The following is a 24,495-nucleotide window of genomic DNA, read 5'->3' as shown; positions in this document are numbered from 1 at the left end:
CCATGGACGACATCGACACCCGGATCGTGGACGCCCTGCGGGCGGACGGCCGGGCCTCCATCACCGCGGTCGCGGAGGCCGCGCACGTCTCGCGCGCCAACGCCTACGCGCGGGTGTCCCGGCTGGTGGAGACGGGAGTCATCACGGGGTTCACCGCCAAGGTCGACCCGCGCCTCTCCGGGCGGGCGTCGTCGGCGTACGTGACGATGCGGGTGGAGCAGGCGGACTGGCACGACCTCCGCGAACGTCTGCGCGGCATCCCGGAGGTGGAGCACTTCGCACTCGTGGGCGGCGACTTCGATGTGATCCTGCTGGTGCGCGCCCGCGACAACGAGGACCTCCGGCGCGTCGTGCTCGAGGAGCTGACCAGCATCCCCTCGGTGCGCGATACGAAGACGTCGCTCGTCTTCGAGGACCACGACTTGCGGTAGGCGTCGCGCCGCCGCACTTTCGTGACGAATCCCGACATTCGTGGCACGAATGTCGGGATTCGTGACGAATGTCGGCACGGGATAGGCGGCGCGACCGCGCCCCGCTCGGTACGCTCGCGCTATGGCCAAGCCCGCGGCAGCAACGCTCGACGCCTTCCTCGCGGCCGGCCGGGCTCGATGAGTTCGCTCTCGCTCCCCCGGCCGCCCGCCGCGAGCGACCGCGATCCGTCGCGCGCGCACTGGATGGAGCTGTTCTTCGACCTGGTGTTCGTGGCGCTCGTCGGGCAGCTCGCCCACGGCCTCCACGTGCACCCGTCGTTCGCGACGCTCGCGATCTTCGTGGCGCTGTTCGCGTCGGTCTGGTGGTCGTGGGTCAACCTGACGTTCGTCGTGGACGTCTCGCCGCAGTTGAGCGCCCGGCGGCTCTCGATCGTGATGCTGATCGCGATGTTCGCCGTCGGCGCGCTCGCGGTCGCCGCTCCGGAGGCCGTGGGCGACCGGGCGTGGCTGTTCGCGGCGGGCAACGCCCTGCTGCGCGTGCTCCTGCTGGTGGTCTGGGTGCGGATGTCGTGGTCGAACGGCACGGCGTCGCGCGTGCGCATCGTCGCCTACAACGGGGTGACCGCCCTGATCTGGCTGGTGTCCATCGCGCTCCCGGCCCCGGCGGACTACGTGCTCTGGGCGTCGGCCATCGTGATCGAGGTCGTCCTGCTCACCGCCACCTCGGGCGCGTGGTCGTCACTGGCTCTCGACCGCATGAACGTCGAGCACCTGTCGGAGCGCTTCGGCCTGCTCGTCATCATCGTGCTGGGCGAGTCGGTGCTGAGCATCGTGGCGGCCGTGAGCGAGGCCTGGACCGTCGCCGCCGGCATCGTCGGCGCGCTCGGGCTGCTGCTGACCGCCGGACTGGCGTGGTCGTTCTTCCTCTACGGCGTGGACGCGATGACGAGCGGACTCGAGAAGCTGCTGGCGGCGGGCGACGCTCGCGGCATCCGGGACACGGTGGGGTTCCTACCGTTCCTGCTGCTGGCGGGCGTCACGGCGATCTCCGGTGCTCTGGCCGACGCCATCGCGCACCCGGCCGACCCGCTGCCCGCCGCCCTGGCGGTGTCGCTCGGCGGAGGCATCGCACTGTTCTATCTGACGAACGCCATCATCGCGCGCCGGTATGGCGACCCGTGGAGCCGGGTGCTGCGCTGGGCGATCCCGGCGGTCGCGCTGCCCGGACTGCTGGCCGTCGCCGCGCTGTGGCTTCCGGCCGCCGCCGCCGTCGCCTGCGGGGTGGCGATCCTGGTGCTGGTCGTCGCGTCGTCGGAACGCGCTTCGCGCGCCCGCCGCTTGCCCGACCGCCAGGGTTCTGCGACTATTTACTAGCTGAACGTTCGTTCGGTAATTCGCATTCGAAGGAGCTGCGATGCCCGAGGCCTACCTGGTGGGCGGAGTCCGCACGGCGGTCGGTCGCTACGGGGGCGCCCTCGCGGGCATCCGGCCCGACGACCTCGCCGCCCTCGTGGTGGGCGAGGCGGTGCGCCGCTCCGGCGTAGACGCGGCGGCGCTCGAGGACGTCATCCTCGGAGCCGCCAACCAGGCCGGCGAGGACAACCGCAACGTCGCCCGGATGGCCGTCCTCCTTGCCGGGCTTCCCGACAGCGTGCCCGGTGCGACCGTCAACCGGCTCTGCGCGTCCGGCCTGAGCGCCGTGACGTTGGCCGGCCAGGCGATCCGCGCCGGCGACGCCGACCTGATCGTCGCGGGCGGCGTCGAGTCGATGACCCGCGCGCCGTGGGTGCAGGCGAAGCCGGAGCGGCCGTGGGCGAAGCCGGGACCGCAATTCGACACGTCGATCGGCTGGCGGTTCACCAACCCGCGCCTGCTCGACCGCGACAAGGCCACCTTCACCATGCCCGAGACCGCGGAGGAGGTCGCCCGGACCGACGGGATCAGCCGGGAGGACGCCGACGCCTTCGCCCTGCGCAGCCACCGCAGGGCCGCCGCCGCGACGGACGCCGGCCGGTTCGCCGACGAGATCGTGCCGGTGGCGACCCCGCGCGGCGACGTCGTCGTCGACGAGAGCATCCGACGCGACACGGACGCCGAGGCGCTGGCCGCGCTGCGCCCGGTCGTCGCGGGCGGCTCGGTGGTCACCGCGGGCAACTCGTCCCCGCTGAACGACGGCGCATCGGCGATCCTGGTCGCGAGCGGCGAGGCGGTGCGCCGGTACGGCCTCCGCCCTCGCGCACGCATCGTCTCGTCGGCGAGCGCCGGCGTCGCACCGGAGCTCATGGGACTCGGACCGGTGCCGGCGACGCACCGCGCACTGGAGCGCGCCGGCCTGGAGACCGCCGATCTCGGCAGCATCGAGCTCAACGAGGCGTTCGCCTCGCAGGCGCTCGCCTGCGTGCGGCGTCTCGGACTGGACGAGGAGCGCGTCAACGCCGACGGCGGCGCCATCGCGCTCGGTCATGCCCTCGGATCGAGCGGAACACGCATCCTGGTCACGCTGCTCGGCCGTATGGAACGCGAGCGGTCGCGGTACGGCTTGGCGACGATGTGCGTCGGCGTCGGCCAGGGAGCGGCACTGATCGTGGAGGCGATGTGAGCGACACCCGAGCCAGTGCCGACGACCACGGAGGCCGCATGACCGCGGACACCCTGCTCCTCGACGAGCGCGCCGACCGCGTCATCGTCACGCTGAACCGCCCCGAGCGCAGGAACGCGATCGACCAGCGGATGGTCGACGACCTCCACGCGGTGTGCGAGCGGCTGGAACGTGAGCCGCGCATCCTGATCCTCGCCGGCACCGACGGGGTGTTCGCGTCCGGCGCCGACATCGCCGAGCTGCTCGAACGCACGGCCGACGACGCACGCCGCAGCATCAACGCGACGGTGTTCACCCGCATCGCCGAGCTGCCGATGCCCGTCATCGCCGCCCTCGACGGCTACGCGCTGGGCGGCGGCGCCGAGCTCGCCTACGCGGCGGACTTCCGCATCGGCACGCCGCGCCTGCGCATCGGCAACCCGGAGACCTCCCTCGGGATCATCGCGGCGGCCGGTGCGCTCTGGCGGCTTCCCCGCCTGGTCGGCCTGCCGCTCGCCGCCGAGATGACGCTGGCGGGACGCGTGCTCACCGGCGAGGAGGCCCTCGCCGCCGGGCTGGTGGCCGACCTGTTCGAACCGGAGGCGCTCCTCGCCGGGGCCCACGCGCTCGCCGACCGGATCGCCGCGAACGACCCGCTCGCGACGCAGTACACGAAGCGTGTGCTGCGCGCCCCGCTGGCCGACCATCCCGGCGCCGAGCAGGAGGCTCAGGCCGTGCTCTTCGAATCGGACGAGAAGCACCGGCGGATGACCGCCTTCCTGGAGCGGAGACGCCGATGAGCGCGGGCTCGGCCGCAGGCGGCCTCCCGAACCGCGTCGGCGTGCTGGGCGGCGGCCGGATGGGCGCCGGGATCGCGCACGCCTTCCTGATGGCGGGCACCCGGGTCGCCGTGGTGGAGCGCGACGCCGACTCCGCCTCCGCCGCGCGCGACCGCGTGCTGGCCGCCGTGGAGGGCAGCGTGCTCCGCGGAGCAGCCGCGCCCGCTCCCGACCACCTCGTCACCACGGTCGACTGGGACGCCCTCCGCGGCTGCGACCTGGTCGTGGAGGCCGTCCCCGAGCTGCCGGAGCTCAAGCGGGAGGCACTGCGACGCGCCGAGGAGCTGCTCGAGCCGCTGGCGGTGCTGGCGAGCAACACCTCCTCGCTCTCCATCGACGGCCTCGCCGCCGCGCTGGACCGCCCGGGGGCATTCCTGGGCATGCACTTCTTCAACCCCGTCCCGGCGTCCGCGCTCGTGGAGGTCGTGAGCGGCACCGCGACAGCAGCGAGCGCGGTCGAACTCGTCGCCGGCTGGGTCACCGCCCTGGGCAAGACTCCCGTCGTGGTGCGGGACTCGCCGGGGTTCGCCTCGTCGCGGCTGGGCGTGCTGCTCGGTCTGGAGGCCGTGCGGATGGTGGAGGAGGGAGTCGCCTCCCCCGAGGCCATCGACGCCGCGATGACGCTCGGCTACAAGCATCCGGTCGGCCCGCTCCGGCTCACCGACATCGTCGGGCTGGACGTGCGGCTCGACATCGCCGACTACCTGGCGGCCGAGTTGGGGCCGCGCTTCGAGCCGCCCGCGCTCCTGCGGCGCATGGTGGCGGACGGTCTGCTCGGCCGCAAGTCCGGGCACGGCTTCTACGACTGGAGCTCCGGGGCGGACGGCGCGGCCGGCGATGTCAGCCGCGTTCCGGAGCCGCCACGATGAGGTTCGTGATGCGCGCGGTGCACAGACGGTTGCCGTCCTCGTCGGTCACCACGACCTCGTGCGAAGTCACCGTCCTGCCCAGCCGGATCGCCGTCGCGACACCGGTCACGACCCCGCTGCGCGCCGACCGGTGGTGCGTGGCGTTGATGTCCAGCCCCACGGCACTGCGGCCGGGGCCGGCGTGGATGACGGCCGCCCACGAGCCGAGCGCCTCCGCGAACGCCACCGAGGCCCCGCCGTGCAGCAGTCCGAACGACTGGCGGTTGCCCTCCACCGGCATCGTCGCCACGACGCGCTCGGCGGACTGCTCCAGGATGCGCACGCCCATCTTCTCGTCGAGCTCGCCGAGCTCGATCGTCCAGTCTTCATCGGCCACGGCACCAGCCTACGTGCCACCGGCCCCTGTCCTCCCGGGAGGTACCGAATGAGTCTGCCCAGCTACCTGCACGATCAGTGGTGGGGCCCCGACGACGACACCGGCGCCGCCGAGGTGCGCGACGCCTCCACGGGCGAGCTCGTCGCCCGGGTGAGCGCCGAAGGCGCCGACCTCGCGGGCGCTCTCGAGTACGCCCGCACGGTCGGCCAGGCCTCGCTCGGCGAGCTGACCTTCCACCAGCGCGCCGTGCTGCTCAAGCGGATGGCCCAGGCGCTGACCGAGCGCAAGGAGGAACTGTACGACCTCTCGGCGCGCGCCGGCGCCACCCGGGCGGATGCCTGGATCGACGTGGACGGCGGCATCGGCGCGCTGTTCACCTACTCGTCGAAGGGCCGGCGCGAGCTGCCGAACGCGCAGGTCGTCATCGACGGGGTGCCCGAGCCGCTGGCGAAGGACGGCTCGTTCCTCGGCGAGCACATCTTCACCCGGCTGCCCGGGGTGGCCGTGCAGATCAACGCGTTCAACTTCCCGGTGTGGGGCCTGCTGGAGAAGTTCGCGCCCTCGTTCCTGGCCGGGATGCCGACGCTCGCCAAGCCGGCGACGCCGACCGCGTACGTCGCGGAGGCGATGGTCCGCATCCTCGTGGAGTCCGGCCTCCTGCCCGCCGGCACGCTGCAGCTGGTGTGCGGTTCGGTGCCCGGGCTGTTCGACCACCTGCGGCTGGGCGACCTGGTCGCGTTCACCGGGTCGGCCTCCACCGCGGAGCGACTGCGCGCGCACGATTCGGTGCAGACCGGCGGTGTGCGGTTCACGAGCGAGACCGACTCGATCAACGCCTCGGTGCTGGGCCCGGACGCGCTCGGCGGAACACCCGAGTTCGACGCGTACGTGAAACAGCTCGTGGTGGAGCTGACGGCCAAGGCCGGCCAGAAGTGCACGGCCATCCGCCGTGCGATCGTGCCGGCGGCGGCCGTCGACGACGTGCTGGCGGCGGTGCGGTCGCGTATCTCCGAGCGCGTCGTGATCGGCGACCCGCGCGCGGAGGGCGTGACGATGGGTCCGCTCGCCTCGCGGGAGCAGCGCTCCGAGGTGCTCCGCCAGGTGACGCGGCTCGTGGCGGCCGGGGGTGAGCTGGCCATCGGCGGTCTCGACCAGCCGCGCGTACGGCGCGCCGACGGCACTCTCGGCGCCGAGCCGGAGGGCGCATTCGTCGCGCCGATCGTGCTGCGCTTCGCGGATGCGCGCACACCGGAGGCGCACACGGTGGAGGCGTTCGGTCCGGTCGCGGCGGTGCTGCCGTACGCGACGGCAGCGGAGGCCGCGGAACTGGTCGCTCTCGGCGGCGGCTCGCTCGTCACGAGCGCCGCGACGCACGACCCCGAGTTCGCGCGCGACCTGGTGCTCGGGACGGCAGCCTACAACGGCCGCATCCTCCTGCTCGATCGCGACGACGCCCGCACCTCCACCGGCCACGGCTCGCCGATGCCGCACCTGGTGCACGGCGGACCGGGCCGCGCGGGCGGCGGTGAGGAGCTCGGCGGCATCCGGGCGGTGTTGAACCACATGCAGCGCACGGCCATCCAGGGCTCCCCCGACCTCCTGACCGCGGTCACCGGTGTGTGGCACGCGGGAGCAGCCGCCGACTCCGAAGGTCCGCACCCGTTCCGCAAGTCGCTCGCAACCCTGCGGGTCGGCGACCAGGTGAACTCGGAAGCACGACGCGTCACGCTCGACGACATCGAGACCTTCGCGACCTTCACCGGCGACACCTTCTACGCGCACATGGACGAGGAGGCGGCGGCCGCCAACCCGTTCTTCCCCGGACGCGTCGCGCACGGGTACCTGCTGGTGTCGTGGGCAGCGGGCCTGTTCGTCGACCCCGCGCCGGGGCCGGTGCTCGCGAACTACGGGCTCGAGAACCTGCGGTTCCTGACGCCGGTGTCGCCCGGCGACACCATCCGCGTCGCGCTGACCGCCAAGCAGATCACGCCGCGCGAGACGGACGACTACGGCGAGGTGCGCTGGGACGCGCGCATCACGAACCAGCGCGACGAGCTGGTCGCCTCCTACGACGTGTTGACGCTCGTCGCGAAATAGGTGGTGGGCGCCTAATCAGTCCCGGGGGTACGGGGTCACGCTCGGGCTGTTCGTGGGGTGGTACGGGTCCGGGTCGAACTCATTGAAGGTCCGGTACCCGTTCGGACCGGCGAACTTGCGGAGACTGGGATCGGCGGAGCACTCGGAGTAGATGCTGAGATTGAACGAGATCGTGCTGGCAGTCACCCCGGCGTAGAGACTGCCATCCGGGCGATCAGCGCGCAGATCCGTCGTATGTTCCACACCAAGGTCGACACCGCCGACGACGCTCACCGCGTAGCCCTGGCTTTCCCAGAACTCCCCCATCATCGTGGCGAACGCCACCGGGTCACCGCCCGGCGCATGGTAGAGGTTCACCTCGAAGAGTTGTCCCCGGGTGCCGGGTGTTGTCGTGCAACCCGCACCGATGAACTCCTCCGTCGCGGGATTCCACTGCTCCGCATCCTCTCCCAGGTCGAACCCCCACCCATCGGGCAAACCCGAGGCGGCGATGGCCGCGTTCATCGCCTCGATGGTCTCGATACGCAACTGCTGCCCCGTCTTGCCGGAGTCAGGGTAATGCGATGTCATGGTGCAACCTCCAATCATGAGAGCGGATGTAAGCGCGATCAGGAGAGCCCGGGCGGCGCGCGTCATCGGCCCAACGCGCTGTGTCGAGTAAGTCGATCGAAGTGTTCCTCAGCCTGCTTGTTGTGTGCCGCAGCCGGCTCGCTCGTATCGGTCATCTCGCCACTGACCTTGTCAACCCGGTCTGTGGTTACCGCGGCCATATTGCGGAGCGACTGGGTGCGCCGGTCGTAGTAGCCGTGACCTTCCGACGGTTCCGTGTGCGCGATCCCTCCGAAGAGTGTTCCCTCTGCTTTGCCGATCGGGTTGTGCCCATCGACCCGCTCCAGGTCCTTACCGTCGCCTTCGGCGCTGAGCGCCAGCGCACCACCCATGGACTCCCCGCCCATCGGCGTCACCTGCGGGTTCGGATTCGCCCGCCCGGCGACGGCGGCGCCGGTCGGGGCAAGCTGGTCCATAGACGCCGCAATCGTATAGATGTGAGCCGCCCGGACCTGCGACAACGACGACACCAGCGACGTGTCGATACCGGCAGACCCCACCATCACGAACGAGTCGATCTCCGTCCTCACCTGCGTGAGAGCGATCGACGCCATGGTCGTGCCGTAGGAGTGCGCCGTCACCGAGATCGGCGAATAGCTGGAGACGAATCCGTCGCGCATCTCGGCATTGCCCTTGAGTTCGGCCGCGAACCGGGCCGCACCCTTCTTCGCGGAGGCGCTGGAGGTCACACCGACGGCGTCGGGGTTGTCGTACTCGAAACACGCCACGACTCCGGGAGTCAGGTTGAGGTCAAGATCCTTCTGAGCCTTCCACAGGTTCTTGCCCGCGTCGCTCCAGTCCTCAAGGGCCTCTTTCGCGCCGAAGTCCATCCCTCCCACGCTCCACGTCGTGGGTGAACAGCTGTCGAGGTCCCCATAGCCGACGGCGAGCATCGGAGGCTCGGCGAAGAAGTTGAACGCCACCAGTTGCACAGGCACACCCTTCTTCGGTGGGGTGAGCGCCATTCCCATAGCGGCCATTACCTTGCGCTGTGCGTCCGAGAGGTCGGGATTACGCTTCGCGGCCGCATAGCTGATGAGATTCGCGTTGTTCCGGTCCTTATACGGCACTCCCGGAAGATTGCCGATGATCTCGGGCACCGCCTGGATGAACGCCGCTCGCTTCTCCCTATTGAGGCTAAGCCACCACCCGGCCACCCTCTCCGGCGGCGGCGGGTGCTCCCAGAACTGCTGCGCCAGGGCCGGATCGCTGGCGAGGAGTGCCTCCAACTGGTCCAGCGGCAGCCGACTCAGCAGAGAGAACATGGTGGTGCCGCTGGTCCCGGTGACCTTCTCGATCGTCGTGAGCGTTTCCACGGCCGTGGCGAAGGATTCGAGATCGCCGAACAGCTCGTCGGGGGAGGCCTCGGCGGCGTGCTCGATCGCCGCGACGAAGCGCGCCTCCGCTCTCGTGAACTCGTCGTGCGCACGGCGAGCTTCGGCGAGAGCCTGCTCCAGCCGCTGCCGGGCGTCCTCCAATGACCGCGCCGCCCGATCACGATCGAACCGGAACTCCTCGGCGCGCTGTTTCGCCGCTGCCACCTCGACCAGAGTCGGAACACGCGTACCCGCTGAAGGCGGACTGCCCGCAGACGCAGCCATCAGGTCGGTCATCGCCGTCACCGCCAGGAGCGCCTGGCCGTACGAACCGGACAACGCCTGAATCGACGCTTCCGCCGCCGCGATCTCCCTCTGCGCCTCTTCGGCCGCCCGCAAAGCCCGGTCAGCATCGAACTGCGTGGAGAACATCGCCTCTGCCCACGCCTGAGCCGCAGCCCCCACCTCGCGGTTGCGCGTCGACGCCTTGTCGGTCGCGACCTGGAGGGCGTCCAGCCGTGCGCAGAAGGCCTGTCCGGCAAGCCCCGACCAGGTCGGAGCCTCCACCCGACCCCGGATATCGAGCAGCGACCCTGCGATGGACTGGAACCACTCTCCGCGCGCCCGCACGTCGTCCATCAGGGCCGCCACCACATCCACATTCCCCGGGGTGGGGTCGTCGTAGAACTCGACCGGTGACCAATCCGTCACCCTAGAACGCACGGGGACCTCCGGCGAACGTCGCCGCCGCCTCCGTGTCGCGCTGCTCATAGGCATCGGCCGCCGAGACGAGCAGCGCCGACAGCTTCTCGAGACTGCGCACCGTCGACGAGCATTCCGACGACCACGTCGGGTGATACCGCTCGAACGCGGCATCCGCCCGCGCGCTCCCCAGGTCGCCCAACCCGATCGTCACGCTCCGCGGCGCCTCCGGCAGCCTGCTCGAGGCGTGTGCGCCGGCCCGCAGCGCTTCGACGTTCACCGACACTGTGCCGCTCATGAAACTCCGCTCGTGTGTTCGAAAAGATGCTTCCATGTCGCACCTGAAATGTCTATTTTCCATTTCAGAACGCAGACGAACGCACACCGAAGGGCACGCTCGCGCCCACAGGTCCGCGTGTCAGGGGCGATTGCGCGCCGCCCTGCGGGTCAGGCGGAGGGCGCGCGCAGCGCGAGGGCGAGGATCGTGTCGGCGAGGTCGTCGGGCGTGACCGCACCCGCGGGGTCGTACCACTCCGTGAGCGAGTTGATCATCCCGAACAGGAGGCGGGCGACGACGGCGGGATCACCGTCGGCGCGCAGCGCCCCCTCGTCGCGTGCATCGGCCACGAGTGCGGCGACGGCGTGGTCGAACGCGCGCCGACGCTGCAGCGCGGCCCGCTCGACGTCGGTGTTGCCGCGCACGCGCAGCAGCAGCGTGACGTACGGGAGGCGGTCAGCCAGCACCAGCACGGCCTCCCGGAGCACGAGGGCGAGCCGGTCGGCGGCCGTGCCCGACGATTCTTCGGCCGCTCGCAGCGCGCCCTCCAGCCCGTCGAGCGCCTCGTCGAGGGCGAGGGCCAGCAGTTCGTCCTTGGAGGCGACGTGATGGTAGATCGCCGACTTCGACAGGCCGAGCCGTTCGGCGAGCATGCCGATGGAGGTCGCGTCGTAGCCGTGCTCGTTGAACGCGGCCACGGCGACCTCGAGGATCCCGCGCTGGTCGTAGCCGGGCCGCCCCCGGCGCAGGGGCTCGGCCGTCCGGGTGTCGGTCACCTGCACAGTGTGGCATGAACCGAGCCTGCGCGCATATACTGAACGAACGATCAGTCAGTATTGAGTGGAGTGCCGGTTCGATGGAGAACACAACGGAACAGGCCGGCGAGGCGCTGTTCGAACAGCTCATCGCCTCCGACTCGCGCATCGAGCCGCGCGACTGGATGCCCGACGCCTACCGCCGAACGCTCATCCGGCAGATGTCGCAGCACGCGCACTCCGAGATCATCGGCATGCAGCCGGAGGCCAACTGGATCAGCCGCGCGCCGAGCCTCAAGCGCAAGGCCATCCTGATGGCCAAGGTGCAGGACGAGGCCGGCCACGGCCTGTACCTCTACTCGGCAACGCAGACCCTCGGCATCACCCGCGATGAGATGACCGAGCAGCTGATCAGCGGCGCGGCCAAATACTCGTCGATCTTCAACTACCCGACGCTCAGCTGGGCCGACATCGGCGCGATCGGCTGGCTCGTCGACGGCGCCGCCATCTGCAACCAGGTGCCGTTGTGCCGCTGCTCGTACGCGCCGTACGGCCGCGCGATGGTCCGCATCTGCAAGGAGGAGTCGTTCCACCAGCGCCAGGGTTTCGAGATCCTGCTGACCCTGATGCGCGGCACACCGGAGCAGCAGCGGATGGCGCAGGACGCCGTGGACCGCTGGTACTGGCCGTCGCTGATGATGTTCGGGCCTCCCGACGCCGACTCCCCCAACTCCGCGCGCTCGATGGCGTGGAAGATCAAGCGGTTCTCGAACGACGAACTGCGCCAGCGCTTCGTCGGGATGCTCGTGCCGCAGGCCGAGGTGCTGGGCGTGACCTTCCCCGACCCCGACCTCCGCTGGAACGAGGAGCGCCAGGCCTACGACCTCGGCCCCATCGACTGGAGCGAGTTGCAGCGCGTGATCGCCGGCGAGGGGCCGTGCAACGCACAGCGCATGCAGCGCCGGCGCGAGGCGCACGAGGAGGGCGCGTGGGTGCGCGAAGCCGCGGCCGCCTACGCCGCGCGCACGGCAGCGCGCCAGGAGGTCGCCGCGTGAGCGCCGTGGAGAGGCCGGCACACGAGGTCTGGCCGCTCTGGGAGGTGTTCGTGCGGGCCTCCCGTGGGCTCAGCCATGTGCACGTCGGCTCGCTGCACGCGCCCGACGAGGAGTTCGCCGTGCGCAACGCCCGCGACCTCTACACGCGACGCGGGGAGGGCGTCTCGATCTGGGTCGTCCGCTCCGACGCCATCACCGCCAGCGACCCCGACGCCAAAGACGCCTTCTTCACCTCGCCGGAGGGAAAGAACTTCCGGCACGCCACCTATTACACCGAGAGCGAGGGGGTGAAGCACTTGTGACCGACCCGACAGCACAGCCGGCCGTCGACGAGTTCGACCAGCACGGCCACGTCGAGCTCAGCGCCGTGACGCTCTCCGCCGAGTTCGTCGCGTCCGAGGCCGCGGCCTCCCCCGACGTCGCGGAATACGCGCTCTGGCTCGGCGACGACTCGCTCATCCTGGCTCAGCGGCTCGGCTGGTGGATCTCGCGCGCCCCCGAGCTGGAGGAGGACGTCGCGCTGGCCAACATCGCCCTCGACCTGCTCGGCCACGCGCGGTCGCTGCTGCGCTACGCAGGCACGGCCACCGGACGCTCGGAGGACGACCTGGCGTACTGGCGCGACGAGCAGGACTTCCGCTCGGCGCACCTCTTCGAGCAGCCGAACGGCGATTTCGCGCACACGATCGTGCGACAGTTCGCGGCCTCCCACTATCTGTTCGAGCTCTACGAGCGGCTGCGCGCGTCGGCCGCCCCGGTGCTCGCGGCCGTCGCGGCCAAGGCCGTCAAAGAGGTCGCCTACCACTGCGACCACTCCGACCAGTGGATGCTCCGGCTCGCTCTCGGCACCGACGAGTCGCGTCGCCGCACGCTCCTCGCCCTCGACGACCTCTGGCCGTACGTGGGTGAGCTGTTCCGCGACGAGCCGTTGCTGGACCGCCTGGAGGGCATCGCGCCCCGACCGTCGACCCTGCGCGACGCGTTCGATACCGCGATCGCCCCGATCGTGTCGGAAGCCGGGTTGGAGCTGCCCGGCGCCTTCACCGCCGCTGGCGGCGGGCGGAGCGGCCGGCACTCCGAATACCTCGCTCCGCTGCTCGCCGAGATGCAGGTGCTCACCCGCGCGCACCCCGGAGCGACCTGGTGACCGGCCACGCCGCGGAGGCGGGACGGGCGTGGGCGGCCGCTGCGGCGGTGCTCGACCCCGAGGTCCCGGTGCTGACCATCGACGACCTCGGGGTGCTCCGGGCCGTCAGCGTGACCGACACCGGGGTGGAGGTCGTGCTCACGCCGACCTATTCCGGCTGCCCGGCGATGGATGCCATCCGCGAGGATGTGGTGCGCGCGCTCGCCGCCGAGGGCTTCGACGAGGTGCGGGTCAGCCTCGCCCTCGCCCCGGCCTGGACGACCGACTGGATCAGCGACCACGGTCGCGCGGCGCTGCGCGATTTCGGGATCGCTCCGCCACCCGGCACGGGGCCGGTGCGGCTGACGCTCGGCGTGAAGTGCCCGCACTGCGACTCGCTCAAGACGCACGAGGTCTCCCACTTCGGCTCGACGGCGTGCAAGGCGCTGTTCGTCTGCGACGAGTGCGGCGAGCCGTTCGACCACTTCAAGGCGCTGTGAGGACCCGCTGATGGCGCGTGCGCGATTCCACACGCTCGCGGTCGCCGAGGTGCGGCCGCTCACCGCGGCGAGCGTCGAGGTGACCTTCGCGGTGCCCGAGAGCCTCCGCGGCGAGTACGACTACCTTCCCGGCCAGCACGTCGCGCTCCGGGCGACGGTCGACGGGCGGGAGCTGCGCCGCAGCTACTCGATCTGCCGGCCGCCGTCGCCGGGCCGCATCAGCGTCGCGATCAAGCGCGACCTCGGGGGCGCCTTCTCGACCTGGGCGACGAGCCAGCTGCGGGCGGGAGACCGGATCGACGTGATGAGTCCGCAGGGCACGTTCACGATCGACCTGGGCGGTCTCGACGGCGCGCACGTGGCCGGCATCGCCGCCGGCTCGGGCATCACGCCGCTGATGGCGCTCGCCTCGAGCGTGCTCGCGGCCTCCCCGACCAGTTCGTTCACGCTCGTGTACACGAACCGCACGGCGATCGACGTGATGTTCCTGGAGGAGCTGGCCGATCTGAAGGACCGCTACCCGTCACGGCTGGCGCTGCATCACGTGCTGTCGCGGGAGCAGCGCACCGCCCCGCTGCTGTCCGGCCGCATCGACGAGGAGCGGCTGCGCACGATTTTGGAGGCGCTGCTGCCGCCGAGCACGGTCGACGAGTGGTTCCTGTGCGGGCCGTTCGAGCTCGTGCAGCTCTGCCGGGATGTGCTGGAGACCTACGACGTGCCGCGCTCCCGCATCCACTTCGAACTGTTCACGACCGGCGAGCCGGGCGAGGTGCGCGGCGACGTCGGCCACCCGGTGGTCGTGCACGACGGCGAGAAGACGGCCGAGATCGAGTTCACGCTCGACGGGCAGACCTCCACGGTGACCACGCCGGTGGATGCCAACGAGTCGGTGCTGAACGCCGCGCTGCGCGTGCGACCGGACGTGCCGTTCGCGTGCACCGGCGGCGTCTGCGGCACCTGCCGCGCGCGCCTGCTCTCGGGGGATGTGCGGATGACCGAGAACTACGCGCTGGAGCCGGAGGAGCTGGAGGCCGGGTACGTGCTCACCTGCCAGTCGCATCCGCTGACGGATCGCGTGGCCGTGGACTACGACGTATAGGGGGACGCATGATCGAGCTCAGCATCCAGGACGATGTCGCCCGCGTGACGCTGAACGCACCCGAACGACTGAACGCTCTCGGCCCCGACGACCTCCGCGCGCTCGACGCCGCCTATGCCGACGCGGAGGCTGCGGGCGTGCGCGCGCTCGTGCTGCGCGGCGAGGGACGCTCGTTCTGCGCCGGCCGCGACATCGCCGGGGTGGATGCGGCGACCGACGACGTGACCGGGTACCTCGACGGACTCGTGACGCCGTTGCTGCGGCGGATGAGCGCGTTCCCCGCTCCGACGTTCGCGGCCGCCCGCGGCGCGGCGCTCGGGGTCGGTCTCGGCCTCCTCGTGGCCACCGACGTGGTGTTCGTCGCCGAGGACGCCAAGGTGGGCTCGCCGTTCGCCGCGCTGGGGGCCGCCCTCGACTCGGGAGGCCACTGGCTGCTCGTCTCTCGCCTCGGACCGCACCGCGCCCTCGACCTCATCTACTCGGGCCGGCTGATCTCCGGCGCGGAGGCCGTTGCCGGCGGACTCTTCAGCAGGGCCCTTCCCGCGGACGAAGTGGGGGCGGCGGCCGAGGAGGCTGCGGCGAGCGCCGCACGCGGAGCGACGCACGCGTTCCTGGCGAGCAAGCGCATCGTGGCGGGCCTCCGCGACGGCACCCTCGGCCTCTGGGACTCGGTCGCCGCCGAGAACCAGGCTCAGGCCGCTCTCCGCGACACCGCGGACTACCGCGAGGGCTTCGCCGCCTTCCAGCAGAAGCGCCCGCCCGTCTTCCGCGGCGAGTGAGCCGCCGAGACGGCGGACTCCGCCGTCTCGACGGCTTTGATCGCATTTCGCGCCGCCTCGACGCCCTCGTCGGTTACGGGATGTGACGCGACGTGTGCAGCGCGCCGCGAAACGCATGCATTCTGGAGCGCATGACCCGGCAGATCCGTTTCAACGCGTTCGACATGAACTGCGTCGCCCACCAGTCGTCCGGAATGTGGCGGCACCCCGAGGACCAGGCGTGGCGCTACAAGGACCTCACCTACTGGACCGAGCTCGCCAAGCTCCTCGAGCGCGGCACCTTCGACGGCATCTTCATCGCCGACGTGCTCGGCACCTACGACGTGTACGGCGGCAGCAACGAGGCCGCCATCCGCCACGGCGCACAGGTGCCGGTCAACGACCCGCTGCTGCTGGTCTCGGCGATGGCGCTCGTGACCGAGAACCTCGGCTTCGGCGTGACCGCCGGCACCGCCTACGAGCACCCGTACCCGTTCGCACGCCGCATGTCGACGCTCGACCACCTCACGAACGGCCGGGTCGGCTGGAACGTCGTCACCGGCTACCTGCCGTCGGCGGCGCGCAACATGGGTCACGACGACCAGCTCCAGCACGACGACCGCTACGACCACGCCGACGAGTACCTGGAGGTGCTCTACAAGCTGTGGGAAGGGTCCTGGGAGGACGACGCCGTCATCCGCGACCGGGAGTCCGGCGTCTTCACCGACCCGTCGAAGGTGCACGAGATCGGCCACCGGGGCAAGCACTTCACCGTGCCCGGCATCCACCTCTCCGAGCCGAGCCCGCAGCGCACCCCGGTGATCTACCAGGCGGGCGCCTCCAAGCGTGGTATCTCGTTCGCCGCAGAGAACGCCGAGGCGATCTTCGTGGCGGCCTCCACCAAGGAGGGGCTGAAGGAGACGGTGAGCAAGCTCCGCGACGCGCTTGAGGCCGCGGGCCGCGACCGCTACTCGGCACGCATCTACACCCTGCTCACGATCGTCACCGACGAGACAGACGAGAAGGCGCAGGCGAAGTTCGAGGACTTCCTGCAGTACACGAACGATGAGGGTGCTCTTGTGTTCATGTCGGGCTGGATGGGCGTGGACCTGTCGCAGTACGACCTCGACGAGCCGATCGGGAACGTCAAGAGCAACGCCATCCAGTCGGCGGTCGCCAACTTCCAGCGACCGAACGCCGACGGCGGCGAGTGGACCGTGCGAGACATCGGCCGCAACGGCGTCATCGGCGGCCTCGGCCCCTACATCGTCGGCGGCGCCGTCAGCATCGCCGACCAGCTCCAGGAGTGGGTCGAGGAGACCGACGTGGACGGCTTCAACCTCGCCTATGCGATCACGCCCGGTACGTTCGAGGACATCGTCGAGTTCGTCATCCCCGAGCTGCGCAAACGCGGCGCCTACCCGGAGGCCTATGCTCCGGGCACGCTGCGGAACAAGCTGCACGGCGCCGGCGACCGCCTCCCCGAGAACCACCGCGGCGCGCGATACCGCGTCGGGGCGACGGTGAAGGCCTGACGGACAAGCAGAATCAGCGCGGAACGCCGGGCTACCCGAAGAACGTGGGGTAGACCCGGCGTTCTGTCTGCCCGCAGCCGCCAGAACGCCGCACAATGCGCGCAGGGCGGGCATGGGCTTCGAAGATGTCCGCTCCACGCGGCGCCCGGCGTGCGGGTAACACGCCGGACGCCGCGGCTAATGGCGGGCGGAGTGGTGCGCGTCGTCCAGCAGGCGCTCGACCGCGGCGCGCGGGATCGGGATCCAGCTCGGCCGGTGGCGCGCCTCGTAGGTGATCTCGTACACGGCCTTGTCGAGTTCGAACGCGGTGAGCAGGTCCGCGAACTCGTGAAGCACGTCCCCCGCCACCGACTCGTAGCCGTCGAGGTAGGCCCGGCGCGCGTCGGCGGCCCACGCCCGGGCATCGACGGGAGGCTCGCGCTGCGCGAGCGATCCGGCCACGTAGTCGAACGAGCGCAGCATCCCCGCGACGTCGCGCATCGTCGCGTCCGGCAGCGCACGCTCGGCCAGGGGCCGCAGCGGCTCGCCCTCGAAGTCGATGAACTGCCAGCCACGCTCGGGCGAGTAGAGCACCTGGCCGAGGTGGAGGTCGCCGTGGATGCGCTGCAGCACCGGAAGCGGTGCGGCGGCCGCCTCCTCGTACACCGCTGCGATCGCGGGCCGCAGCGCCTCGACCTCCGGCACCTCGGTCGTCGTGATCGTGAGCCTGCGGAACATGCCGTCGAGGGCCGCCCGCACATCCTCCGGCTGCGCCCGACGCGTCGGGAGGACGCCGGCCATCAATCGATGCAACTCGGCTGTGCCCGCACCGAGCGCGAACGCCCGCTCGGTGAAGTCCTCACCGCGTTCTGCCGCGCCGACGGCGAGCTCCCAGCCGTCTTCGGCGCCCGGCACGAAGTCCTGCATGAGCGCCAGCTCCCCCGCCGACCGGCCTTCGTGTGCGCCGGGCCAGGAGCCGGACAGCCAGCCGAGGAGGGCGGGGGTGCGCTCCGATCCCCCGGCCGTCAGGGCCGCCAAGGTGGAGATGTCCGGATTCTCGCCGTCCTGCACGACACGGAAGACTTTCACCAGCGCCAGCACACCGTCCGCGATCTCGGCGACGATGGAGGTGTTCGACTGCTCGGCCGAGAGCCGCCGTGACGACAGCACGGGGATCGGTCCCCCGAGCGAATGGCCGGAGGCCCGCGCGTGCTCCCCGTCCGCGCTTCCCGCCCCCGTCATCAGAGCAGCCAATGCGGCGACGTACGCTTCCTCCACCGGCCCGTCGTACAGGTACCGCCCGCCGGCCTCGCCGACGAATCCGGCGGGATCGCCGTCGCGCCGCACCCGCGCGACGAGGGGCACCTGGTACACGCGTGGTGTGCGCGGTGCATCGTCGCAGAAGAAATAGGTGACGATCCGCGAACCGTCCTGGGCCGTCTCCGGCGCCCGCTCCAGCTCGAACGAGCCGAGCAGTCGCAGCCGCGGTTCGACGGCCTTTGTCGAGTACCAGCGTTGGCGGCGCATCCATGAGCCCACCAGCTCCGTCAGTTCCGTCATGCCTGAACCGTACGCCCGTCAGCGCGTTCCGACGATGACCCCCCGCGCCGCGAGGAACGGGTACGGATCTGTTTGCACGCCGTTCACCCGCACTTCCAGGTGCAGATGGCAACCGGTGGAGGCACCGGTCGAACCGACCTGCGCGATCGGCTGGCCCGCCACCACGTGCTCGCCGACGGCCACCCCGATCCCGCCGTCGCGGATGTGTCCGTAGGCGGTCTCGACGCCTCCGCCGTGATCGATGAGGACGAAGTTGCCGTACGACCCGTTGGGACCGGCCTGCGCCACCACGCCGGCGGAGGCGGCGACGATCGTCGTGCCGCACGCCGCTCCGATGTCGTCGCCGGGGTGGAAGGGCGCGGTTCCGGCGGGGCGCGATGGACGCGGACCGAAGGGGTCTGTCATCGGCCCGTGCACCGGCACTGTCCAGCCGGTCGGAATGGCGGCCGGGTCGACGATGAGCGCCTGCCAGCCGGTGCCCGCCGTCAGCACCGTCGGCAGTTGAGCCAGCGCCGCCGAGGCCGTGTCGACCTGCTGTTGCGCATCGGAGACGGCCTGCAGGCTCGCGTCGACGTCGATGCCGGCGAGCGCGTCGGCCGCGCGCTTCGCCTGGGTGCCCAGCGATTTCGCGGTGGCCGCGTCGGCCGCAGCGTCGCGCAGCGCGGCCGACCGGTCGGTGCTGAGGGTGCGCAGCCGCTGCACCGCGCCGAGCTTGGTCAGGAGGTCTCCGTGCGTCCCGAGGACGGCGGCCAGCGGGTCGTCCGTGACGCCCTTCCAGCCGGCGGCGCGGATCAGGGCGGTCGCGAAGGCGGCCGACGCCTCCGCGCGCTTCTTCGCGGCCTTCGCCTGCGCAGCGAGGGCGTCGGCGGACGCCTTGGCCTGCTGCTGCTCGCGCTGGGCCGCGACGCTGGAGTCGGTCGCCTGCACCAGGGCCTGCTGTGCCTCGGCCAGCCGGCTGGCGAGCTGCGCGGCCTGTTCGGCGTCCGCGGTGTCGACCTGCACGCTGGTGTCGAGGAGGTCGGGCACCAGGATCGGGACGTCGTCGGTCGGCGTGGGGGTCGGGGACGGCGTGGGAGTCGGCGTCGTCGTTGGTGTCGGCGTGGGCGTCGGCGTCGGGCACGAGGTCGGAGCGGGGGTCGGCGTCGGGCCCGGCTCCGGCTGAGCCGACGGCGGAGTCGGGGTCGCGGTGGGGCAGGGCGTCGGCGTGGGCGTGGAGGTCGGAGCCGGCGTGGGGGTCGGCGTGGGCGTCGAGGTCGGCGAGGGCGTCGGCGAGGGTGTCGGCGCGGGTGATTCGGTCGGCCCGGAGGTGGGCGTCGGAGTGGCCGTGCTGCAGTCGCCTCCGGGGCAGTCCGCGGCGGTCGCGGGCAGGGGCGCGAGCGCCAGCCCCACGGCCAGGGCCGCAGCGGCTGCGTACGCGAGTCCGCGGCGCAGAGGCGAGATCCCGCCTGCCGGAGCGCTGTGGCGACGATCGCCCGACGAACCCGGCGCGAGCAATGGCCCACTGCGAAGAAGCGGCTCAGGGCGGCCGACACGACCTCGATCGCCGCGGCGCGGGTGTTCGCGTCGTGTCTGCATCCTGAAGCGCTTGAACGCGTCCCGCATGATCACGCGGGCCCCCGGCGGGCACCGGAACGGCCCGTCTTCGAATCCTGTCATCCTCGAGACGCGCGGACAATCCCTCATGCAGGGGATCGGATGCGTCTCACAGCATCGGCACGCTAGCGTGAACGTTTGTGACCGACAGCAGCCAGACCGTCCGACCGCGCCGCTCCGCTCGCACGACCGGATGGAAAGCGCTCCTGCGGGATGTCGTGATCATCTTCGTCGTCGCCGTTCTGGTCTCGTTCCTCATCAAGACCTTCGTCGCCCGGTCGTTCTACATCCCGTCCGGGTCGATGGAGAACACGCTCCAGATCAACGACCGGATCATCGTCAATGAGCTGCAGCCCAAGGTCTTCCCACTGCAGCGCGGGGATGTCGTGGTGTTCAAGGATCCGGGCGGCTGGCTTCCGCCCGCCGCGCCCAGCACCGGCAACCCGATCCAGAAGGGCATCGGCGCCGTGCTCGACTTCGTCGGCCTGGGAGCCTCGGACAGCGACCAGCACCTCGTCAAGCGGCTGATCGGTCTGCCGGGCGACCACGTGACCTGCTGCAACGCGCTGGGCCAGATGAGCGTCAACGGAGTCCCGCTCAAGGAGCCGTACGTGCTGCTGCCCCCGGGCCAGCAGGCGGTCTCGGGCAAGCCGTTCGACGTCACGGTGCCGGCCGGCAAGATCTGGGTCATGGGCGACAACCGCTACAACTCGGCGGACTCCCGGTACCACATGGACGATCCGACGAAGGGTTTCGTCCCCCTGAGCGATGTCGTCGGGCGCGCTTTCGTCATCAGCTGGCCGGTGAGCCACTGGTCGTGGCTCGACAATTATCCGGAGACCTTCCAGGGCACCGAGCGCAAGGATCAGTAGGGCTCAGCCCCGCTCGGCACGACCCAGCCGCCAGTACCCCATGAAGGCGACCCGTCCGCGGTCGATGCCGTGCCCGCGCACCAGCAGACGACGCAGCGTCTTCACGACGCCGGACTCGCCCGCGATCCAGGCGTAGAAGCCGCCGCCGGCGCTCTCGGGGCGCTCCCAGAGGATCTCGCTGTCCACATCGACCTCGTCGAGCGGCTGGGGCCGGTCGGCGGCGGCCCGTGCGACCAGTTGCGGGCGCTCGGCCAGCCACGCGGTCACGGCCGGGATCAACCGGCTGCCGTGCTCGCCGCCGGCACGCGCGAGCCAGGTGACCTCCACGTGCGCCCCGACCGCCAGCGGGAGGGCGTCGGCGTCGCAGGGCACCTCGATGAACGCGTGCGCGCGGCGGTTCGGCGGCAGGGCCTCGAGGATGGACGCGATGGCGGGAGCAGCCGTCTCGTCGCCGACGAGCAGCAGGTCCGTCGCCGTGCCCGGCCGCCAGTCGATGCCGACGCCGGAGTGCGGGCTGAGGGCGTCGGGGCCGATGACCACCAGCTCATCCCCCACGGCGGCGGTGCTCAGCCAGGCCGCGGCCGGTCCGCCGTCGCCGTGCACGACGAAGTCGATGTCGACCCGACACTCCTCCGGGGAGACGTCGCGGACCGTGTACGTCCGGAACGGGTTGCGCCGATGGTCGGGCAGCGCACGCCACTGGTCGTACCAGTCCCCCGCGTCCAGCGGGCTGAAGCTCCCGTCGGCCAGCGGGAAGACCAGCTTGATGCGCTGGTCGAGACGCTCGGTGCCGAAGGTCTCGAACTCGGGGCAGGTGAGGCTGACGCGGAGGAAGCCCGGGCTCAGCCGACGCAGGTCCGAGACCGCCGCACGGTACGGCCGGTACGCCGGACGGTCCGTGAGGGGCGGTGCGAGGACGGGCACGTCGAACCTTTCCGGCCAGGAGGGGTGAGTAAGGTAAGGCTACACTAACCGCCCTCATCGTCCCTGGGTGCACAGCGTGAACACGCCGACGCCACAGACGCGCGGGGCGCCGCTGGACGGGCCAGGACCTGCGCAGTATCGTCGCCCGCGTGACGACGGTGCGGATCCATCCCCTGCTGGGCGCAGACGCGCGCCTCATCATCCTGATCACCGGAGTGCTCGCCGGCGCCGGCGTCGGCTTCCTGCACATCATCGACTACGAGTTGGGCAAGGACACCAGGCGCGAGGTGCTCAGTCCGCAGCTGTTCCTGTACGGCCCCGCCGCGGCGGGCGTCGGCTTCCTCGCAGCCGCCGCGCTCTACGTCTGGTTCGCTCGCGCGCGCCCCGGCACACCGCTCCGGGGGCGGCACGTCGGCAGTACGGCGAGCGCGTTAGCGGTGGCGTACGCGGGCTACACCGTGCTCTGGTTCACGACGCCCGCAACCGCTCTCGGCGGGCTGAGCGAGCCCTTCGGGGCCCTCCTCGTGGCCGCTGCGGTCGAGATCGTGCTCGTCGGGCTCATCCGATCCGCACGAAATGTCGAGAGTCGCCGGCTCCGTTCGACGCCCCAGTGAACCGCGACCGATTCGAAAGGACCGACACACCGATGAAGTACATGATGTTCGTGATCACCGACTCCCACCCCGACACCGAGAGCGACGAGTCCGACGTCGACCTCTGGGTGAACGAACTCGACGCGTCGGGCAAGCGCGTCATCGGCGAAGTGCTGCAGCCGCAGACGGAGTCCCGCGTCGTTCGCGTGCGCGACGGCAAGCGCTACGTGACCGACGGGCCGTACACCGAGACCACCGAGGTCATCTGCGGCTTCGACATCCTCGACGTCGACGACCTCGACGAGGCGATCGAGATCGCCTCGCAGCATCCGATGGCGCGCAACGGCCAGCTCGAGCTGCGTCCGTTCATGGTCTGGGAGTGATGCCGCGCGACGACTGACGCTGCGCGAAGCGTGATCACTGGACCCCGAGGCGGCGGGTGCCCGAAGATGGCGTCATGACACCCATCAGCGGCCCCGTCGCCTCCACCCGCACCGGAGAGATCGTCGGCGAGGACCACGGTCGGGTGACCGTCTGGAAGGGGATCCGCTACGGCGAACCTCCGACCGGAGTCCTGCGCTGGGCGGCGCCGGTGGCCGCGCGCGACTCGGGCGGTGTGATCCACGCGACGACGTTCGGCGCCGCCGCGCCGCAGCCCGACAACAAGATCATCCCGCTCGGGGACGGCGTGCGCACCGACGAGGACTGCCTCTTCCTCAACGTGTGGCGACCGTCGGCGGCGGCGGAGGGCCGCCCGGTCATGGTCTGGCTGCACGGCGGCGCGTACACGTTCGGTGCGGCGAGCCAGGCCGTGTACGACGGCGCGGCGCTCGTCTCGACCGGTGACGTCGTGCTGGTCACCGTCAACTACCGGCTCGGCGCGCTCGGGTTCCTCGACCTGCGCTCGCTCGACGGCGGGGAGGACGCCGAGCCCAACCCGGCGCTGCGCGACGTTCTGCTCGCCCTGCAGTGGGTGCAGGACAACATCCGCGCATTCGGTGGCGACCCCGATCGGGTGACGCTCTTCGGCGAGTCCGCGGGCGCAGGTCTCGTCACGGCGCTGCTGGCGACGCCGAGCGCCGATGGGCTGTTCCATCGCGCGATCGCCGAGAGCTCGCCCGCGAGCTCGATGTACGGGGGAACGCGGGCCGCGACGGTGGCCGGGCGCTTCGCCGAGCAGGTCGGCGCGTCCACCCTCGACGAGCTGCGCGCCCTCCCGGTGGAGGCCATCGTCGCGGCGGCGGCGCAGGTGTACGACGCGGTGCCGCGGGAGCGTCCCGGCACGCTCGCGTTCGCCCCGGTCGTCGACGGCGAACTGCTGCCGGAGCACCCGATCACCGTGCTCAGCGAAGGCCGCGGCCTCCGCGTGCCGCTCATCATCGGCACCAACCGCGACGAAGCGACACTGTTCCGGTTCATGAACTCACCGCTCATGCCGATCGGCGCCGACGCGATCGAGCAGATGTTCGCCACGATGCTCGAGGAGCAGCCGGAGCTTCCCGCACCCGATCGCGAGCAGGTCCTCGCCGCGTACGCGAACGTGAAGCGCAAGTCGCTCGGCCTGGGGATCGCTCGCGACATCGGCTTCCGGATGCCGACCGTCTGGCTGGCAGCCGGCCACGCGGCCGCCGCAGAGACCTACCTGTACCGCTTCGACCACTCGACGCCCCTGATGAGGCTGGCCGGGATCGGCGCGGCGCACGGCGCCGAACTGGCCTACGTGTGGGGGACGCTCGACGCCGGTTCCGGGCCCGCCTTCCGGCTCGGCGGCCGTCGCACGGCGCAGCGCATCTCCGAACGCGTGCAGCGGCGCTGGACCGAGTTCGCGAACGGGAGGCCGCCCGGCGACGATTGGCCCGCCTACGACGCGCCGGCGCGCTCGACGCTCGTCGTCGCCGCGAAGGACCGTGTCGTCGACGACCTCGACGCCGCGCTGCGCACCGGGTGGGGCGACACGGTCCTCGCCTTCCGCTGAGGGGTGACCGAGGGGCTCCCGAAGGGCGCCTTAACGCCCCGAAGCGGGCGTCTTAGGGGCGTTGAGGCGCCCCTCGG

General features: G+C 71.1%; 25 protein-coding genes. 17 read left to right on the top strand and 8 right to left on the bottom strand.

All coding sequences use genetic code 11. The features are described 5' to 3' along the window. The first annotated feature begins 2 nt into the window (after nt 1-2). The 5 genes from Q0Q23_RS03780 (at nt 3) to Q0Q23_RS03760 (ending at nt 4,717) form a co-directional block, all read left to right on the top strand. Nucleotides 3-431, top strand: a complete 429-nt coding sequence (locus Q0Q23_RS03780; RefSeq protein WP_295119510.1) for an Lrp/AsnC family transcriptional regulator — start codon at nt 3-5, stop codon at nt 429-431. Nucleotides 432-608: 177 nt separating this feature from the next. Continuing rightward, nucleotides 609-1,805 (top strand): low temperature requirement protein A, encoded by a 1,197-nt coding sequence (locus Q0Q23_RS03775; protein WP_295119507.1) that lies wholly within the window; start codon nt 609-611, stop codon nt 1,803-1,805. 40 nt (nt 1,806-1,845) lie between these two features. After that, nucleotides 1,846-3,030 (top strand): thiolase family protein, encoded by a 1,185-nt coding sequence (locus Q0Q23_RS03770; RefSeq protein ID WP_295119504.1) that lies wholly within the window; start codon nt 1,846-1,848, stop codon nt 3,028-3,030. Nucleotides 3,031-3,068: 38 nt separating this feature from the next. After that, on the top strand, nt 3,069-3,809 hold the full coding sequence (locus tag Q0Q23_RS03765; protein ID WP_295119502.1) for an enoyl-CoA hydratase/isomerase family protein: 741 nt from the start codon (nt 3,069-3,071) through the stop codon (nt 3,807-3,809). Next, on the top strand, nt 3,806-4,717 hold the full coding sequence (locus Q0Q23_RS03760) for a 3-hydroxyacyl-CoA dehydrogenase family protein (RefSeq protein ID WP_295119499.1): 912 nt from the start codon (nt 3,806-3,808) through the stop codon (nt 4,715-4,717). The genes Q0Q23_RS03765 and Q0Q23_RS03760 overlap by 4 nt, the downstream gene beginning before the upstream one ends. Here the strand turns inward: Q0Q23_RS03760 and Q0Q23_RS03755 are convergent. Next, nucleotides 4,689-5,045 carry a PaaI family thioesterase gene (locus Q0Q23_RS03755; protein ID WP_295119560.1) on the bottom strand — a complete coding sequence of 119 codons (357 nt, stop codon included), beginning with the start codon at nt 5,043-5,045 and terminating at the stop codon, nt 4,689-4,691. The two genes, Q0Q23_RS03760 and Q0Q23_RS03755, sit on opposite strands and share 29 nt — an antisense overlap. A gap of 96 nt (nt 5,046-5,141) precedes the next feature. On the opposite strand from Q0Q23_RS03755, the gene paaZ reads away from it, so the two are divergent. After that, on the top strand, nt 5,142-7,190 hold the full coding sequence (paaZ, locus tag Q0Q23_RS03750) for a phenylacetic acid degradation bifunctional protein PaaZ (RefSeq protein ID WP_295119497.1): 2,049 nt from the start codon (nt 5,142-5,144) through the stop codon (nt 7,188-7,190). Nucleotides 7,191-7,205: 15 nt separating this feature from the next. Here paaZ and Q0Q23_RS03745 read toward each other — a convergent pair whose 3' ends face one another. The 4 genes from Q0Q23_RS03745 to Q0Q23_RS03730 all read right to left on the bottom strand — a co-directional run bounded on the left by Q0Q23_RS03745 (nt 7,206) and on the right by Q0Q23_RS03730 (nt 10,870). Further along, a complete protein-coding gene (locus Q0Q23_RS03745; RefSeq protein ID WP_295119494.1) occupies nt 7,206-7,760 on the bottom strand; it encodes a hypothetical protein in 555 nt (184 codons plus the stop codon). Between the two features lie 62 nt (nt 7,761-7,822). Continuing rightward, the gene (locus Q0Q23_RS03740; protein ID WP_295119491.1) at nt 7,823-9,826 is read right to left on the bottom strand and encodes an alpha/beta hydrolase; all 2,004 of its coding nucleotides are present in this window, start codon (nt 9,824-9,826) and stop codon (nt 7,823-7,825) included. Between the two features lies 1 nt (nt 9,827). Next, a complete protein-coding gene (locus Q0Q23_RS03735) occupies nt 9,828-10,115 on the bottom strand; it encodes a type VII secretion target (RefSeq protein WP_295119488.1) in 288 nt (95 codons plus the stop codon). A 149-nt stretch (nt 10,116-10,264) separates the two neighbouring features. After that, nucleotides 10,265-10,870: a TetR/AcrR family transcriptional regulator gene (locus Q0Q23_RS03730; RefSeq protein WP_295119485.1), complete on the bottom strand. Its 606-nt coding sequence runs from the start codon at nt 10,868-10,870 to the stop codon at nt 10,265-10,267. Nucleotides 10,871-10,950: 80 nt separating this feature from the next. Here Q0Q23_RS03730 and paaA point away from each other — a divergent pair, with 80 nt between their 5' ends. The 7 genes from paaA (at nt 10,951) to Q0Q23_RS03695 (ending at nt 16,922) form a co-directional block, all read left to right on the top strand. Further along, on the top strand, nt 10,951-11,904 hold the full coding sequence (gene paaA / locus Q0Q23_RS03725; RefSeq protein WP_295119482.1) for a 1,2-phenylacetyl-CoA epoxidase subunit PaaA: 954 nt from the start codon (nt 10,951-10,953) through the stop codon (nt 11,902-11,904). Further along, a complete protein-coding gene (gene paaB, locus Q0Q23_RS03720; protein WP_295119479.1) occupies nt 11,901-12,206 on the top strand; it encodes a 1,2-phenylacetyl-CoA epoxidase subunit PaaB in 306 nt (101 codons plus the stop codon). The genes paaA and paaB overlap by 4 nt, the downstream gene beginning before the upstream one ends. Next, nucleotides 12,203-13,051, top strand: a complete 849-nt coding sequence (gene paaC / locus Q0Q23_RS03715) for a 1,2-phenylacetyl-CoA epoxidase subunit PaaC (RefSeq protein ID WP_295119476.1) — start codon at nt 12,203-12,205, stop codon at nt 13,049-13,051. The genes paaB and paaC overlap by 4 nt, the downstream gene beginning before the upstream one ends. Next, nucleotides 13,045-13,530 carry a 1,2-phenylacetyl-CoA epoxidase subunit PaaD gene (paaD, locus tag Q0Q23_RS03710; protein ID WP_295119557.1) on the top strand — a complete coding sequence of 162 codons (486 nt, stop codon included), beginning with the start codon at nt 13,045-13,047 and terminating at the stop codon, nt 13,528-13,530. Before paaC ends, paaD begins: the two co-directional genes overlap by 7 nt. 10 nt (nt 13,531-13,540) lie before the next feature. Continuing rightward, nucleotides 13,541-14,629, top strand: coding sequence for a 1,2-phenylacetyl-CoA epoxidase subunit PaaE (gene paaE, locus Q0Q23_RS03705; protein WP_295119473.1), 1,089 nt, complete (start codon nt 13,541-13,543; stop codon nt 14,627-14,629). A gap of 8 nt (nt 14,630-14,637) precedes the next feature. Beyond that, on the top strand, nt 14,638-15,408 hold the full coding sequence (locus tag Q0Q23_RS03700; RefSeq protein WP_295119470.1) for an enoyl-CoA hydratase/isomerase family protein: 771 nt from the start codon (nt 14,638-14,640) through the stop codon (nt 15,406-15,408). Nucleotides 15,409-15,539: 131 nt separating this feature from the next. Further along, a complete protein-coding gene (locus tag Q0Q23_RS03695; RefSeq protein ID WP_295119467.1) occupies nt 15,540-16,922 on the top strand; it encodes an LLM class flavin-dependent oxidoreductase in 1,383 nt (460 codons plus the stop codon). A 177-nt stretch (nt 16,923-17,099) separates the two neighbouring features. Here Q0Q23_RS03695 and Q0Q23_RS03690 read toward each other — a convergent pair whose 3' ends face one another. Both Q0Q23_RS03690 and Q0Q23_RS03685 read right to left on the bottom strand, forming a co-directional pair. Further along, the gene (locus Q0Q23_RS03690) at nt 17,100-18,461 is read right to left on the bottom strand and encodes a phosphotransferase (protein WP_295119465.1); all 1,362 of its coding nucleotides are present in this window, start codon (nt 18,459-18,461) and stop codon (nt 17,100-17,102) included. Between the two features lie 18 nt (nt 18,462-18,479). After that, on the bottom strand, nt 18,480-19,955 hold the full coding sequence (locus Q0Q23_RS03685) for a M23 family metallopeptidase (protein ID WP_295119463.1): 1,476 nt from the start codon (nt 19,953-19,955) through the stop codon (nt 18,480-18,482). A gap of 239 nt (nt 19,956-20,194) precedes the next feature. Here Q0Q23_RS03685 and lepB point away from each other — a divergent pair, with 239 nt between their 5' ends. Next, nucleotides 20,195-20,926, top strand: a complete 732-nt coding sequence (gene lepB, locus Q0Q23_RS03680) for a signal peptidase I (RefSeq protein ID WP_295119461.1) — start codon at nt 20,195-20,197, stop codon at nt 20,924-20,926. A 3-nt stretch (nt 20,927-20,929) separates the two neighbouring features. On the opposite strand, the gene Q0Q23_RS03675 is transcribed toward lepB, so the two are convergent. Beyond that, entirely contained in the window at nt 20,930-21,850 is a 921-nt protein-coding gene (locus Q0Q23_RS03675; protein WP_295119458.1) for a siderophore-interacting protein, read from the bottom strand. Nucleotides 21,851-21,999: 149 nt separating this feature from the next. Between Q0Q23_RS03675 and Q0Q23_RS03670 the strand changes: the two genes are divergently transcribed. The 3 genes from Q0Q23_RS03670 (at nt 22,000) to Q0Q23_RS03660 (ending at nt 24,418) form a co-directional block, all read left to right on the top strand. Then, nucleotides 22,000-22,464, top strand: coding sequence for a hypothetical protein (locus Q0Q23_RS03670; RefSeq protein ID WP_295119455.1), 465 nt, complete (start codon nt 22,000-22,002; stop codon nt 22,462-22,464). A gap of 32 nt (nt 22,465-22,496) precedes the next feature. Beyond that, nucleotides 22,497-22,826: a YciI family protein gene (locus Q0Q23_RS03665; RefSeq protein ID WP_295119452.1), complete on the top strand. Its 330-nt coding sequence runs from the start codon at nt 22,497-22,499 to the stop codon at nt 22,824-22,826. A gap of 74 nt (nt 22,827-22,900) precedes the next feature. After that, the gene (locus tag Q0Q23_RS03660) at nt 22,901-24,418 is read left to right on the top strand and encodes a carboxylesterase/lipase family protein (RefSeq protein ID WP_295119445.1); all 1,518 of its coding nucleotides are present in this window, start codon (nt 22,901-22,903) and stop codon (nt 24,416-24,418) included. Nucleotides 24,419-24,495: the final 77 nt, after the last annotated feature.

The sequence above is a fragment of the uncultured Leifsonia sp. genome (assembly GCF_945957465.1).
In the GTDB taxonomy this organism is placed as follows: Bacteria; Actinomycetota; Actinomycetes; order Actinomycetales; family Microbacteriaceae; genus Leifsonia.
The sequence above is the reverse complement of the archived record's forward strand: the minus strand, read 5'-3'. Positions and strand labels throughout refer to the sequence as shown.